At 70.6% G+C, this 13,911-nt stretch carries 13 protein-coding genes; 10 read left to right on the forward strand and 3 right to left on the reverse strand.

Features of this window, described 5'->3' with window-relative positions; translation table 11 throughout:
• Window positions 1-184: 184 nt before the first annotated feature.
• From D3869_RS30735 to D3869_RS30745, 3 genes are read left to right on the forward strand one after another with little or no spacing between them, the layout of a single operon-like run.
• Window positions 185-1,789, forward strand: coding sequence for a rhodanese-like domain-containing protein (locus D3869_RS30735; protein WP_137143402.1), 1,605 nt, complete (start codon window positions 185-187; stop codon window positions 1,787-1,789).
• Between the two features lie 23 nt (window positions 1,790-1,812).
• Complete coding sequence (locus tag D3869_RS30740) at window positions 1,813-2,856, forward strand: ABC transporter substrate-binding protein (protein ID WP_137143403.1); 1,044 nt, start codon at window positions 1,813-1,815, stop codon at window positions 2,854-2,856.
• Window positions 2,857-2,866: 10 nt separating this feature from the next.
• Entirely contained in the window at window positions 2,867-3,745 is an 879-nt protein-coding gene (locus D3869_RS30745) for a TauD/TfdA dioxygenase family protein (protein ID WP_137143404.1), read from the forward strand.
• A 23-nt stretch (window positions 3,746-3,768) separates the two neighbouring features.
• Here D3869_RS30745 and D3869_RS30750 read toward each other — a convergent pair whose 3' ends face one another.
• Complete coding sequence (locus tag D3869_RS30750; protein WP_137143405.1) at window positions 3,769-4,686, reverse strand: LysR family transcriptional regulator; 918 nt, start codon at window positions 4,684-4,686, stop codon at window positions 3,769-3,771.
• Window positions 4,687-4,851: 165 nt separating this feature from the next.
• Here D3869_RS30750 and D3869_RS30755 point away from each other — a divergent pair, with 165 nt between their 5' ends.
• The 7 genes from D3869_RS30755 to D3869_RS30785 are packed head-to-tail and all read left to right on the forward strand — an operon-like array spanning window position 4,852 to window position 11,961.
• On the forward strand, window positions 4,852-5,892 hold the full coding sequence (locus tag D3869_RS30755; RefSeq protein ID WP_137143406.1) for an ABC transporter substrate-binding protein: 1,041 nt from the start codon (window positions 4,852-4,854) through the stop codon (window positions 5,890-5,892).
• 34 nt (window positions 5,893-5,926) lie between these two features.
• Window positions 5,927-6,718 (forward strand): SDR family NAD(P)-dependent oxidoreductase, encoded by a 792-nt coding sequence (locus D3869_RS30760; protein WP_137143407.1) that lies wholly within the window; start codon window positions 5,927-5,929, stop codon window positions 6,716-6,718.
• 38 nt (window positions 6,719-6,756) lie between these two features.
• Entirely contained in the window at window positions 6,757-7,638 is an 882-nt protein-coding gene (locus D3869_RS30765) for an ABC transporter ATP-binding protein (RefSeq protein WP_137143408.1), read from the forward strand.
• Complete coding sequence (locus D3869_RS30770; RefSeq protein ID WP_094302818.1) at window positions 7,635-8,408, forward strand: ABC transporter permease; 774 nt, start codon at window positions 7,635-7,637, stop codon at window positions 8,406-8,408. The genes D3869_RS30765 and D3869_RS30770 overlap by 4 nt, the downstream gene beginning before the upstream one ends.
• A gap of 55 nt (window positions 8,409-8,463) precedes the next feature.
• Window positions 8,464-9,510 carry an ABC transporter substrate-binding protein gene (locus tag D3869_RS30775; protein ID WP_137143409.1) on the forward strand — a complete coding sequence of 349 codons (1,047 nt, stop codon included), beginning with the start codon at window positions 8,464-8,466 and terminating at the stop codon, window positions 9,508-9,510.
• Window positions 9,511-9,517: 7 nt separating this feature from the next.
• Complete coding sequence (locus tag D3869_RS30780; protein ID WP_137143410.1) at window positions 9,518-10,984, forward strand: amidohydrolase family protein; 1,467 nt, start codon at window positions 9,518-9,520, stop codon at window positions 10,982-10,984.
• A 29-nt stretch (window positions 10,985-11,013) separates the two neighbouring features.
• On the forward strand, window positions 11,014-11,961 hold the full coding sequence (locus D3869_RS30785; protein ID WP_137143411.1) for an acetamidase/formamidase family protein: 948 nt from the start codon (window positions 11,014-11,016) through the stop codon (window positions 11,959-11,961).
• Between the two features lie 48 nt (window positions 11,962-12,009).
• Here the strand turns inward: D3869_RS30785 and D3869_RS30790 are convergent, their stop codons facing one another.
• Both D3869_RS30790 and D3869_RS30795 read right to left on the reverse strand, forming a co-directional pair.
• Window positions 12,010-12,423 carry a DUF3830 family protein gene (locus D3869_RS30790; protein WP_094302861.1) on the reverse strand — a complete coding sequence of 138 codons (414 nt, stop codon included), beginning with the start codon at window positions 12,421-12,423 and terminating at the stop codon, window positions 12,010-12,012.
• 14 nt (window positions 12,424-12,437) lie between these two features.
• A complete protein-coding gene (locus D3869_RS30795; RefSeq protein WP_247896070.1) occupies window positions 12,438-13,877 on the reverse strand; it encodes a dihydroorotase in 1,440 nt (479 codons plus the stop codon).
• Window positions 13,878-13,911 lie beyond the last annotated feature (34 nt).

Genomic DNA, 13,911 nt, shown 5'->3' on the forward strand with positions numbered 1-13,911 from the left:
GCACCCTGAGGGGAGCAACGAGCGCCGCCGACGGAAAATCCCCGCCCGCAGCGAAGCGCGCGCTTGACGCCGACGATAAATCCTATTTTCCTATATGAAATAAGATTGTTTATACACAACGCGGACGTTGTTGATGCGCCGCAACCGGCCTCGGCCGCACCTCACTCCCGGACGGAGGCCCACCATGACCGACACCGCACCGCTCGCCACCCGCACAGCCGCGGACATCCGCCGCGACTGGATCGACCGCAGGGAGGTCGCTCTTCTCGACGCGCGGGAGGAGGGGCCCTATTCGCTGGCCCACCCGCTGTTTGCGGTGTCGGTGCCGCTCAGCCGGTTGGAACTCCTGGTCCATAACCTGCTGCCGCGCCACAGCGTGCCGATCACCGTCTACGACAACGGCGAAGGCTACGCCGAGCCCGCGGCGCGGCGGCTCCAGGCGCTGGGCTACCGCGACGTGACGCTGCTGGAGGGCGGGCTGGCGGGCTGGACCGCCGCCGGGTTCGAGGTCTACCGGGACGTCAACGTGCCCAGCAAGGCGTTCGGCGAGTGGGTGGAGCACCACCGCCACACCCCGTCGCTGTCCGCCGACGAGGTGAAGACGCTGATCGACGCCGGGGCCGATCTGGTCATCCTCGACGCCCGCCGGTACGAGGAGTTCCAAACCATGGCGATTCCCGGCGGCATCAGCGTGCCGGGGGCGGAGCTGGTCAAGCGCGTCCGCGACATCGCGCCCAAGCCGGAGACGCTGGTTATCGTCAACTGCGCCGGACGCACCCGCTCGATCATCGGCACGCAGTCGCTGGTGAACGCCGGCATTCCCAACCGGGTGGCGGCGCTGCGCAACGGCACCATCGGCTGGACGCTGGCCGGGCTGGAGCTGGACCGTGGGCGCGACGGGCGCTTTCCGGCGGTGTCGCCCGAGGGCGACGTCAAGGGCCGCGCGGACGCCCGCGCGGTGGCCGACCGGGCCGGCGTCGGGCGCATCGGCCTCGCCGCGCTGGACGCCGTCCGCGGCGACGAGCGGCGCACCCTGCACCTCTTCGACGTGCGGACGCCGGAGGAGTACGAGGCGGGCCATCTGCCGGGCTTCCGTCACGCGGCGGGCGGCCAGCTCGTCCAGGCGACGGACGAGTATGTCGCGGTGCGCGGTGCCCGCATCGTGCTGGCCGACGACCCGGCGGGCGGCGGCGGGCCGCGCGCCGACATGACCGCCTCCTGGCTGGCGCAGCTCGGCTGGGAGGTGCATGTGCTGGAGGGCGACGTGGCGTCGCTGGGCCGCGAGAGCGGTCCCGACCGCCGCCGCCTGCCCCCGGTACCGGACGCCGGGGCGGAAACCGTGGCGCCGCGCGACCTGCTGGCCCTGCTGGAGAACGGGGAGGCGGCGGTGATCGACATCACCCGCAGCCCGCGCTACCGCGCCGGCCACATTCCGGGGGCGTATTTCTCGACCCGCGCGCGTCTGGGCGGCACCATCGCCCGCCTGCCGAAGGGGGTGCGCCCGGTGCTGACCTGCTGGGACGGCACGCTGACCCGCTACGCCGCCGCCGATTTCCCGCCGGGAGCGGTCCCGCTGCTACTGGAAGGCGGCACGAAGGGCTGGGTGGCGGCCGGGCTGCCGCTCAGCACCGGGCTGGAGCGGCTGGGGCCGGAGCCGGACGACGTCTACAAGCGCCCCTATGAGGGCACGGACAACAGCGCCGCCGCCATGCAGGGCTACATCGACTGGGAGCTTGAGCTGGTGGACCAGCTGAAGCGCGACGGCGCCCACAATTTCCGCGTCATCTGACGATCCTCACCACGGGACAGGCCATGACCATTTCCATGCGCTTCGCCACGCTGGGCCGCCGGACGCTGCTCGGCTCCACGCTTCTGCTCGCCGCCGGCTTCGCCGGCCTGACGCCGGCCCCCGCGCAGGCCGAGGCGACGCAGGTCCGCTTCGCGCGCAACCTCGGCCTCGGCTACCTGCCGCTCTACGTCATGGAGGACAAGGGGCTGGTGGAGAAGCACGCCCGCGCCGCCGGGCTGGGCGCGGTGACGGCCAGCTACACCCCGCTCGGCAACCCGACGACGATCACCGAGGCCACCCTGTCCGGGAACGCCGATTTCGGGGCGGCGGGCGTGCCGGCCTTCATCATCGCCTGGGACAAAACGAAGGGGAACGCCAACCTGCGCGGGCTGGCCGCGCTGAACGCCCAGCCGGCCTACCTCAACACCAACCGGCCCGAGGTGAAGGGCCTGACGGACTTCACCGAGAAGGACCGCATCGTCGTGCCGTCGGTCCGTGCCTCCTATCAGGCCATCGTGCTCCAGATCGCCGCCGAGCAGGTCTTCGGCCCTGGCCAGCACGCGCGGCTGGACCCGCTGACCGTGTCGCTGGCCCATCCCGACGGCACCGCCGCCCTGCTGTCCGGCCGCACGGAGATCACCGCCCATTTCACCAGCCCGCCCTTCCAGGACCAGCAGCTCCGCGACCCGAAGATCCACAAGGTGCTGAGCAGCTACGACGTGCTGGGCGGACCGGCGTCCTTCAGCGCGCTGTGGACCTCCGCCGCCTTCCACGACGCCAACCCGCGGCTGACCAAGGCGGTGCTGGCGGCGCTGGAGGACGCGGTGGCCCTCATCAAGGCCGACCCCAGGGAGGCCGCCCGCGCCTACATCCGCATCGAGACGTCCAAGCTGGGCGAGGAGGAGGTGGCGGCGATGATCGCGCATCCGGAGGTGTCCTACGACCTCGCCCCGCGCGGCATCGGCATCTTCACCGACTTCATGGCGCGCATCGGCTCGATCCGCAACCGGCCCGCCGACTGGCGCGACCTGTTCTTCGCCGACATCCACGACCGCACCGGAAGCTGAGGGCGATCCCATGACCCACCCCGCCTTCACCACCCACCCGGTCACGCCCACCCTGGGGGCCGAGATCCGCGGGATCGACCTCTCGCAGCCCCTCGACGCCGCCGACGCCGACGCGCTGGCCGCGGCGCTGGACCGCCATCTGGTGCTCGTGTTCCGCGGCCAGACCCTGACCGACGCCGACCTCGTCCGGGTGTCCGGCCATTTCGGGCCGCTCGACAAGGCGCCGATCACCGAGCATGGCCGGCTGCACGCGCCGGGTTTCGAGGAGGTCTACGTCATCTCCAACGTGACGGAGCAGGGCCGTCCCATCGGGGCGCTGGGGGCGGGGGAGTCGGTCTGGCACGCCGACATGACCTATCTGGAGACACCGCCCTACGCCAGCAGCCTCTACGCGCTGGAGGTGCCGGAGGACGGCGGTGACACCGGATTCATCAGCATGTTCGCCGCCTACGATGCCTTACCGGAGGATCTGAAGCGGCGGATCGGCGGGCTGTCGATCAAGCACGACAGCACGACCAACAGCGGCGGCTATCTGCGCCAGGGCTTCGCGCCTCCGACCGACCTCGCCACCTCGCCGGGCACGGTCCATCCGCTGGTCATCACCCACCCGGCGACCGGGCGCAAGGCGCTGCTTCTCGGGCGCCGCCCGCACGCCTGCATCCCCGGCCTGCCGCTGGCGGAGAGCGAGGCGCTGCTCGACGCGGTGTGGGCGGCGGCGGTGCGTCCGGAACTGTCCTGGCACCACCGATGGCGGGTCGGCGACCTCGTGATGTGGGACAACCGCTGGACCATGCACCGCCGCGATCCCTTTCCCGAGGACCAGCGCCGCCGCATGCACCGCACCCAGATCGCCGTGCCCGCCGAGGGTCGGCGCCCCAACGGGGCCTGACATCCGGCCGTCCTGCGCCGGGGTCAGGCGAGCTGCGGAGTCCGGCGCATCTCATCGAGGCGGCGGGCGAGCTGCTCGGCGAACTTGGCGGCGGCGACCGGCAGGGTGCGGCCCTTCTGCTGCCCCAGCACCAGCGGGCCATGGGCGAGGTCGACGTCGCTCAAGGGAATCACCGCCAAACCCGGGTCGAGGATCGGCGACGGCGCCCCGATCTCGATCTGGAAGGTCACCACCTGGCTCATGCGGGCGAGGTTGCGCAGCATCTCGAAGGAGTTCGACTCCAGCTCAATCGACAATTTCGTCGAGCTGACCGCCAGCACCTTGTCCAGGATGCTGCGCGTCCCGAAACTGGCGTCCGGCAGGGCGATGGGGTAGGGCGCGCAGTCGCGCAGCCGCAGATTCGGCTGTCCCGCCAGCGGATGGTCGGCGGCCATGATGGCGACGACCCGTTGGCCGAGCGTCATCAGGGGCTGGAACTCCGCGGTCCGGCGCGGGCTGAAGATGATGGCGATGTCGGCCTCGAAGTCGGCGAGCATCTTCAGCGCCGCGCCCTGATCGACGACGAGGATTTCGAAGCTGACCAGCGGGAAGCTCTCGCGGAAGGACGAGATCTCCTCCGCCAGGAAGGAGCTGACCAGCGCCTGGCTGCAGGCGATCCGCACATGGCCGCGCCGCATGCCCGACAGGTCCTCGATCTGCGACCGCACGCGCTCCAGGTCGGCGGCCTGGGCGCGCACCCAGCGGATGAAGCTTTCGCCGGCCGCCGTCAGGCGGATGCCCTGGGCCGAGCGTTCGAAGATCGTCGCCCCCAGATCCTCCTCCACGTCCTGGATGCGCCGCTGCAGGGCGGAGGGCGTGATGTTCAGATGCTCCGCCGCCTTGCGCAGCGACCCGAAGCGGGCCGCCTCGTCCACGTAGCGCCAAATCCGCATGTGCCGCATGCCGGCCGATCCCCCCGTGTATACTTTTCGTCATCACCCTAGCAGAAAAACAGCGTTTGAGGTGCTGTTCGCGCCCGCTTAGCCTCCCCTCGTCTCCAGGAAGCGCCATGCCGGACCGGCGGGAGCGACCGCTTCCTGTCACACCTTACGGGAGTTGACGGCCTCATGGACAAGCGGTTGCACACCTGGTCCGCGGCGTTGGCGGGCGTTCTCCTCAGCGTGGCCGGCGGCTCCACCGCCGCGATGGCCGAAACGCCGGTCAAGCTGGTGCTCAACTGGAAGTACCAGGGGCCCCAGGCGCTGATCCTGCTGGCCGAGGACAACGGCTACTTCAAGGCGGAGGGGCTGAAGGTCACCATCGACCAGGGCGAGGGCTCCGGCGCGTCGATCACCAAGGTGGCGACCGGCTCCTACGACGTCGGCTTCGGGGACATCAACTCCCTGATCACGCTCGCCGCCAAGTCGCCGGACGAGGCGCCGATCGCCGTCTACATGATGTACAACACGCCGCCCTTCACCGTCGCCGTGAAGGCCGACGGGCCGATCCGCACGCCCAAGGACCTGGAGGGCAAAACCATCGGCAGCCCGGCCAGCGACGGCGCCCTGAAGCTGTTTCCCGCCTTCGCCACGATGGCCGGAATCGACGCCGGGAAGGTGACGCTGACCAACATGCAGGCGAACCTGCGCGAGCAGATGCTGATGCGCGGGCAGGTGGACGGCGTGCTCGGCTACGTCAACACCATCACCTTCGGCGCCAAGGCCGCCGGGATGAATCCCGACAAGGATTTCCGCTTCATCAAGTACGGCGACTACGGCATGGACCTCTACTCCAACGCCATCGTCGTCTCGCGCGCCTTCGCGAAGGAGAACGGCGAGGCGGTGAAGGGCCTGCTGCGCGCCATCAACCGCGCCACCAAGGACATGATCGCCGAACCGGCGAAGTCGGTCGGCTCGGTGATGAAGCGCGAACCCCTGCTGAACGAGGCGGTCGAGATCGAGCGCACCGAGGCCACCCTCCGGCAGGAGATGAACCATCCCGAGATCGCGCGGATCGGCCTGGGTGACGTGGACCCGGAGCGCTTCCAGCGCTCCATCGAGATCGTGGTCAAGGCCAACGGGCTGGAGCGGACGCCGAAGGCGTCGGAGGTCTTCACCGACGCCTACCTGCCGCCCCGCGCCGACCGGCCGAGCCGGGTCGTCCCGTAACACCGCCCCAACTGCAAGACGACGAGCAACGACGATGAATCTGGAACTGAAGGGGCGGGTCGTCCTGATCACCGGCCCGGCGAAGGGCATGGGCGAGGCGGTGACGATGGCCTTCGCCGACGAGGGCTGCCGTCTGGCGCTGGTCGGGCGCGACACCACCGCCATCGAACCGGTCGCGGCGCGGGTCCGCGCCGCGGGCGGCGAGGCCATCGTCATCCCCTGCGACATCACCGACGAGCGGCAGTGCCAGGGAGCGGCGGAGCGCACGCTGGCGGCCTACGGCCGCATCGACGTGCTGGTCAACGTCGCCGGCGGCTCCGGCCCCATCGGCAAGACGGGATGGGAGACCAGCCAGGCGGAGTTCGACGAGATCGTCACCCTCAACATGACCGGCTGCTTCAACACGATGCGCGCCGTCATGCCGACCTTCGCCGCCCAGCGCTACGGCAAGATCGTCAACGTCGGCGGCACCTTCGGGATGCGCGGGCGGGCGGGCCGCATGGCCTATTCGGCGTCCAAGTGGGGCTTGCGCGGCATCACCAAATCCTTCGCGCTGGAGGCCGGCCCCTTCAACGTCAATGTCAACTGCGTCGCTCCCGGCATGGTCGAAGGGCCGCGTTTCCGCGGCAAGGTCGTACCGGAGATGGCTCGCCGCCTGGGCATCAGCGAGGAGGCCGCCGCCGAGCGCCACGCCGCCGACTACGCCCTGCGCCGCGTCTCCACGGGCGAGGACGTGGCCAACGCCTGCCTGTTCCTGGCGAGCGACGCCTCGCGGCAGATCACCGGCGTGGACCTTCCGGTCGACGGCGGATGGGCGGCGCTGTGACCGCGCCTCCGGCGGGTCCGAAGACGGAAGGGCACACCATGTTCCTGCAGAACGCCACACCGGCCGAAACGGCCGAACTGACCACGCCGACCGGCCTCAAGCCGCCGGGCGGGGCGCGGCCCATCATCGAGTTCGAGCGCGTCACGGTCTCCTACGGGCGGGACGCCGCGGCGACCCAGGCGCTCGCCGAAAGCACCTTCCGCATCGACCATGGCGACTTCATCGCCCTGGTCGGCCCCTCCGGCTGCGGCAAGTCGACGATCCTGAAGCTGGTGGGCGGGCTGCTGAAGGCGTCCAGCGGCCATGTCTTCGTCGCCCGGCGCGAGGTCGGGGCGGAGGACGTGCGCATCGGCATGGCCTTCCAGAATCCGACGCTGCTGCCCTGGCTCAGCATCCGCGACAACGTGATGCTGCCGCTGAAGATCGCGCGGCCCTTCCGCGAGGAATGGCGGCAGAAGCGCAAGACCGAGTACCGCGACCGCGCCGACGCCCTGCTCGCCAAGGTCGGGCTTCAGGATTTCGCGAACAAGTTCCCCTGGCAACTGTCCGGCGGCATGCAGCAGCGCGCCTCGCTGTGCCGCGCCCTGATCCACGATCCGACGCTGCTCCTGCTCGACGAGCCCTTCGGCGCGCTCGACCAGTTCACGCGCGAGGAGCTGTGGGCCACCCTGCAGACGCTGTGGATGGAGCGCCGGCCGACCGTTCTCCTGGTCACGCACGACCTGCGGGAAAGCGCCTTCCTGGCCAACCGCATCATGGTGATGAGCGCGCGTCCCGGCCGCATCCTGGTGGACGAGCAGGTGGACTTCCCGCGGCCGCGCACGCTCGACACCACCTACCAGCCGGAATTCACCAGCCTGACGCACACGCTGCGCAGCCTCATCGTCGCCGCGCGGAGCGGCGCAGGAGCGCCGTCATGAGAGCCGTGAACCGCGAGAAGCTCGCCTCCGCCGCCCTGATCGTCGGCGTCTTCGTCCTGTGGGAGGTCTCCTGCCTCGTCTTCGGCATCAGCGAGATCATCCTGCCGCGGCCCAGCCAGATCATCGCCACGCTGATCGACCGCTGGCCGGCGCTGATGCCGCACGCGGTGCAGACGCTCTACACCACGCTGGTCGGCTTCGCGCTGGGCGTCGGGGCCGGGGTGGTGATCGGGCTGCTGATCGGCTCCTCCCGCCTCGCCTACAACGTCGCCTTCCCGCTGCTGGTCGGCTTCTCCTCCATCCCCAAGGTGGCGGTGGTGCCGATCTTCGTCCTGTGGTTCGGCTCGGGCACGGTGCCGGCGGTGCTGACCTCGGCGATCATCTGCGTCTTCCCGGTGGTGGTGAACATGGCGACCGGCCTCGCCACGACCGAGCCGGAGCTGGAGGACGTGCTGCGCACCCTGAAGGCGTCGAAGCGCGACATCCTGCTGAACGTCGGGCTGCCCCGCGCGATGCCCTATTTCTTCGCGTCGCTGAAGGTGGCGGTCACCCTGTCCTTCGTCGGGACGGTGATCTCGGAGACGGTGGCCTCCAACCGCGGCGTCGGCAACATGATGCTGATCGCCTCCTCCAACTTCAACGTCCCGCTGGTCTTCGCCGGCCTGTTCATCCTGGCGGGGCTGGGCGTCGCCCTCTACGTGATCTTTTCGCTGATCGAGCGCCGCGTCACCGGCTGGGCCAACCGCAAGTCGGAGTTCGCGGCCGGGTGACCGGTTCAGCCCGCTTCCGGTCATAGCCAAAAACATCCTCGGTATGGAGACAGGCATGTTCACCATCACCCGCCGCACCGCGCTTCTGGCCGGGCTCGGCCTCTCCCTGGCCCTTCCGTTCTCCCCGGCCGTCGCGCAGGAGCGCACGCCGATCCGCTTCACGCTGGACTGGAAGTATCAGGGCATCCACGCCTGGTACTTCGTCGCCCAGGAGAAGGGCTACTTCCGCGAGGAGGGGCTGGACGTCACCATCGACCAGGGCGAAGGCTCCTCCGCCACCGTCACGCGCATCATGTCGGGCGCCTACGACGCCGGCTTCGGCGACATCAACGCGGTGATCCAGCAGGCGGCGCAAAAGCCCGCCGAGGCGCCGGTGATGGTCTACCACATCTACAACAAGCCGCCCTTCGCGGTGCTGACCAAGGCGGACAGCGGCATCACCGGGCTGAAGGACCTCGTCGGCAAGAAAGTCGGCGGTCCGGCCGGCAGCGCCGCCACCCGCCTGCTGCCCGCCCTGCTGGAGCGCAACGGCCTGGACCCGTCCGGCGTCGAGGTGCTGAACATGCAGCCCAACCTGCAGGAGCAGATGCTGATCCGCGGCGAGGTCGCCGCCTCGCTGGTCTTCAACGTCACCAGCTACGTCAACCTGATCCAGCAGGGGCAGAATCCCGACACCGGCTTCCGCTGGATCAGCTACGCCGATCACGGTCTCGACCTCTATTCCAACGGCGTGATGGTGTCCCAGGCGCTGGCGCGCGACAAGCCGCAGGCGGTGAAGGGGCTGGTGCGCGCCATCAACCGCGCCGTCCAGGACGTGATGGCCGATCCGGCCGCCGCCGTGAAGACGCTGGTCAAGGTCGAGCCGCTGATCGACGCCGGCAGCGAGCAGCGCCGCTTGCGGTTCGCCTTCGATGCCATGATGATCACCCCGGAGTCGCGCGAGATCGGGCTGGGCGACCTGTCGGACGACCGGCTGGCGCGTTCCATCGCGGTGATGGCCGCGGCCTACAAGCTGCCGAACCAACCGGCGCCCGGCCGGATCTTCGACCGCTCCTTCCTGCCGCCCCAGACGGAGCGGCGCATCGTTCCCACCGCCGGATGAGGTTGCCATGACGGTCCGTTCCATCGCCTGCACCGCCCTGCTCGACGGGCCCGGCTACGCGCCGCGGGGGCCGGGGCGGCTGACGCTCCGCGACGGGCGGATCGCGGCGGTGGAGGCGCTGGGTGGGGGTGAGGAGGCCGCGGAGCCGCTGTTCGCCCTGCCGGCACCGGTCAACGCGCACGACCACGGGCGGCCGGTCCGCTCCAGCTCCTTCGGGGCGGGGGGCAAGCCGCTGGAGGTCTGGCTGCACTATCTGGCCCTGCTGCCTTCGGTCGATCCCTATCTGGCCGCCGCCGCGTCGCTGGGGCGCAGCGCGCTCGGCGGCGCCGGGGCGGTCATGGTGCATTACACCCGCACCCAGGGGCTGACTCCGTTGCCGGAGGAGGCCGCGGAGGTCGCCCGCGCCGCCTGCGACGTGGGGCTGCGGATCGCCTTCGCGGTGGCGCTGAAGGACCGCAACCCGCTGGTCTATGGTCCGTCCGAGGAGCTTCTGGCCCTGCTGCCCGACGAGGCGCGGCGGGAATTCGCCCGCCGCACCGCCGCGCCGCCGCCATCCCCCGCCGAGCAGATCCGGCTGGTCGAGGAGGTGGCCGCCGCCGCGGCGGGCGAGCTGGTGGACGTGCAGTACGGCCCGACCGGCGTGCAGTGGTGCTCGCCGGAGCTGTTGCAGGAGGTGGCCGACGCCTCCGCCCGCACGGGGCGGCGCGTCCACATGCATTGCCTGGAGACGCGGTACCAGCGCGCCTGGGCGGACCGCCAGTTTCCCGACGGTCTGTTCCCGTATCTGAAGCGGATCGGCCTGCTGTCGCCGCGCCTCACGCTGGCCCACTGCACCTGGATCAGGCCGGAGGAGATGGACATCCTTGCCGAGACGGGCGTGACCGTGTCGGTGAACACCGGCTCCAACCTCGGCCTGCGGTCGGGCATCGCGCCGCTGGCGGAGATGGTGTCGCGGGGCTGCCGGGTGGCGCTCGGCCTCGACGGGCTGGCCTTGAACGAGGACGACGACGCGCTGGGCGAGATGCGGCTCGCCAACGCCCTGCACCGCGGCTGGGGTTTCGAGGGCGCGGTGGAGGAGGCGCAGATGCTGCGCATCGCGCTGGCCAACGGGCGCGCGTCGGTCACCGGACGGGAGGAGGGCGGCGTCATTGCCCCCGGCCAGCCGGCCGACCTGCTTCTGCTGGACGCCGGCGCGCTCGATTCCGACCGGCTGCTCGACCGGCATTTGGGCGGGCTGTGCCTGCGCGACCTGCTGTTCGCCCGCGCCGGGGCCAGCCACATCGCCGAGCTGCTGGTCGCCGGGAGGACCGTCGTGCGGCGGGGCCAGGTCACCGGCATCGACCATCCGGCGGTGCAGGCGGAGTTGCTGGCCCGGCTGCGCCACGGCATGGCCGGCAGTGCCGCGCTCCAGGCCGCCCTGCCGGCGCTGGAGGACGCCATGCGGCGCTACTACGCCGCTGCCCCCTGCTGTTGATTGGGTTCCCGCTTTTTTAGGACCGCTCCATGCCGCTCGACCTTTTTCCGACTCCCGAATGCGTGCATTGGGGCTTCTTCGACGGAACGCTGCCGCCGGTCGCCGAGATCGCCAGCGGCGACGTCGTGACGATCCACACTGTCAGCGGCGGGACGGAGGATCTGCCGCCGGACGGGGGCGGCATGACCGTCCGCCCGGAGCACCGGCGAATCCTCGCCGCCGTGGAGCCGGGGCCGGGACCGCACATCATGACCGGGCCGATCGCCGTCCACGGCGCGGAGCCGGGGGATGCGCTGCGGGTGGAGATCCTGGAGGTGTCGCTGCGCGACGACTGGGGTTTCAACCTGATCCGCCCCGGCGCCGGGGCCCTGCCGGATCTGGTGCCCAAGGGGGGCCGCATCCATCTGCCCATCGACCGGGCGCGCGGCACCGTACGGATGCCCTGGGGGCTGGAGATTCCGGCCCGCCCCTTCTTCGGAGTCATCGGGACGGCGCCGCCGCCCGCCGACGGGCGGCTGACCTCGATCGTGCCCGGCGCCTTCGGCGGCAACATCGACAACAAGGAGCTGACGGCGGGCGCGGTGCTTCACCTGCCGGTGTGGACCGCGGGCGCGCTGCTGTCCGTTGGTGACGGCCACGCCGCCCAGGGCGACGGCGAGGTCTGCCTGACCGCGGTCGAAACCGGCCTGACCGGGCGTTTCCGCATTGAACTCGTGAAGGGAGCCGGACTGGCCGGCCCGTGGGCGGAGACGGCGGACCACGTCATCACCATGGGGTTCGACCCGGACCTCGACGAGGCGGCGCGGATCGCGCTCCGCGCCATGATCGCGCTGATTTCCGGCCGCACCGGCCTGTCCGCCGAGGAGGCCTACCGCCTGTGCAGCGTCGCCGCCGACCTGCGGGTGACGCAATTGGTGAACCGGCACAAGGGCATTCACGCCCTGCTGCCGCGCTGGGCGCTGCAAGGCGCGTCCTGAGCCCGCCGGCGCGCCCTCTCCCCGTCGGCGGAGGAGGGGGCGGCGCGGTCAGCGCAGGGCGATCTCAAAATCCTTGGCCCCTTCCCACAGGACCAAGCGGCCCAGCTCCGGCAGGTTCTCCAGCCCGGACGTCAGGGTGATGACGTGGTTGCCGGCGAGCTGGCCGACCTTGCTGGAGAAGCTGACGCCGCCGTAGGCGAGCAGGATTTCCGTCTCGCTGAGCCCGCCGGGGTAGAGGATGATCTGCCCCGGCGCCGGATGGCTGGTGTGGTTCTCGTAGGGGACGGCGAAATCCGTCTCCCCCAGCGGCACCCACACGCCCTCGCCGCTCCAGCGGACATGGACGATGCGGCTGCGGAAGGGAAGCCGCGCGCGGAGCGCGGCCACCGTCTTCGGGGCCCCGTCCGTCTCGAAGCGCGCTTCGAAACGGAAGGGGCCGGCGGTGATGAGGAGGTCGCTCACGGCCGGCGTCCCCGTCACGCCGTGGGCGTTGCAGCGGTGACCGCCGCGATGGTCTTGTGGGTGTTGCGCGGCTCGGCCGGCGGCATGCGCTGGATGGTGTGGACGGAGCGGCCGTGGCCCCTCATGGTCTCGACCAGAGCGCCGTCGCGCACCACGAAGGCCCCGCGGACCAGCGTGTGCTTGAGCTTTCCCTTCACCTTGCGCCCGTGCCAGGGGGAGATGCGCGACAGCGAGTGCAGCTTGAAGTCGTCGATCACCCACTCCTCGGACAGGTCGAAGAGCGCGAGGTCGGCGTCGGCGCCGGGCAGGATGGCGCCCTTCTGCGGGTAGAGGCCGAAGCTCTTCGCCGGGGCTTCCGAACTGGCGCGGACATAGTCGCGGATGTCCATGCGGCCTTCCGCGACGGCGGTCAGCATCAGCGGCATCTGCGTCTCGACGCCGGGGAAGCCGCAGTCGCAGTTCCAGATCACCGAGCGGGTCTTCTCCTCCGGCGTGTGGGGCGCGTGGTCGGTGGCGATCATGTCGATCGTGCCGTCCTTCAGCGCGTTCCACAGCGGCTCGTGGCAGTCGGCCTCGCGCACCGGCGGGTTGACGCGGATGACGCCCTTGCAGCGCGCGTAGTCGTCGGTGCTCAGCATCAGGTAGTGCGGGCCGGTCTCGCCGGTGATGTCCACGCCGCGGGCCTTCGCCTCGGCGAGCGGGCGGAGTTCCTCCTTGGAGGAGATGTGCAGGATGTGGATGCGCGCGCCGGTCCATTCGGCCAGGGTCGCGGCGCGCTCCACCGCCTCCACCGCCACGACGGCCGGGCGGGAGTCGAGGTGGGCGAGCGGATCGTTGCGGCCGGCCTCGCGCAGGCGCTTCTCCCGCCGCTCCATGATGGTGTTGGTTTCGGCGTGCAGGCTGACGCGCTTGCCGGTGGGCGCGACGCGCTCGAACAGTTCGAGCATGGCGCCGGTGTCCGGCGACGGAATGCGGCCGAAGGTGTTGCCCATGTAGAGCTTGAAGCCGATGACGCCGCCCTCGGCCAGCGCTTCGACATGGTCGAGCGACTCCTCGCCCAGCACCGCGTAGAGGCCGTAATCGACGAAGGCCTTCTCGTCCGCGATGGCGTGCTTGGCGGCCAGGATCTCCGGCGTGGCCACGGTCGGGATGGTGTTGGGCATGTCGAAGACGGTGGTCACGCCGCCGAAGGCCGCGGCGCTGGTGCCGCTGGCCCAGTCCTCCTTGTGGGTGTAGCCGGGATCGCGGAAATGCACATGGACGTCGATCCCGCCGGGCAGGATGGCGAGGCCGGTCGCGTCCAGCGTCTCGGCCGCCGGCGGCATCGTCTCCGGCGCGCCGATGGCGGCGATCCGGCCGTTGCTGATGGCGATGCTGGCCGGGAAACGCGCCGCGGAGGTGACGATTTCACCCCCGTGGATCACGAGATCGGCGATCGAATCGGTGCCTGCCACCGGATGTTCCTTCATCATTCAAGCCCGCAATGTG

It is taken from the genome of Azospirillum brasilense (assembly GCF_005222205.1).
Classification (GTDB): domain Bacteria; phylum Pseudomonadota; class Alphaproteobacteria; order Azospirillales; family Azospirillaceae; genus Azospirillum; species Azospirillum brasilense_G.

Coding starts and splice junctions, on each gene's coding strand:
- D3869_RS30740 (WP_137143403.1), top strand. CDS start 1,813: ATGACCATTTCCATGCGCTTCGCCACGCTGGGCCGCCGGACGCTGCTC.
- D3869_RS30750 (WP_137143405.1), bottom strand. CDS start 4,686: ATGCGGCACATGCGGATTTGGCGCTACGTGGACGAGGCGGCCCGCTTC.
- D3869_RS30755 (WP_137143406.1), top strand. CDS start 4,852: ATGGACAAGCGGTTGCACACCTGGTCCGCGGCGTTGGCGGGCGTTCTC.
- D3869_RS30775 (WP_137143409.1), top strand. CDS start 8,464: ATGTTCACCATCACCCGCCGCACCGCGCTTCTGGCCGGGCTCGGCCTC.
- D3869_RS30780 (WP_137143410.1), top strand. CDS start 9,518: ATGACGGTCCGTTCCATCGCCTGCACCGCCCTGCTCGACGGGCCCGGC.
- D3869_RS30760 (WP_137143407.1), top strand. CDS start 5,927: ATGAATCTGGAACTGAAGGGGCGGGTCGTCCTGATCACCGGCCCGGCG.
- D3869_RS30735 (WP_137143402.1), top strand. CDS start 185: ATGACCGACACCGCACCGCTCGCCACCCGCACAGCCGCGGACATCCGC.
- D3869_RS30770 (WP_094302818.1), top strand. CDS start 7,635: ATGAGAGCCGTGAACCGCGAGAAGCTCGCCTCCGCCGCCCTGATCGTC.
- D3869_RS30785 (WP_137143411.1), top strand. CDS start 11,014: ATGCCGCTCGACCTTTTTCCGACTCCCGAATGCGTGCATTGGGGCTTC.
- D3869_RS30745 (WP_137143404.1), top strand. CDS start 2,867: ATGACCCACCCCGCCTTCACCACCCACCCGGTCACGCCCACCCTGGGG.
- D3869_RS30765 (WP_137143408.1), top strand. CDS start 6,757: ATGTTCCTGCAGAACGCCACACCGGCCGAAACGGCCGAACTGACCACG.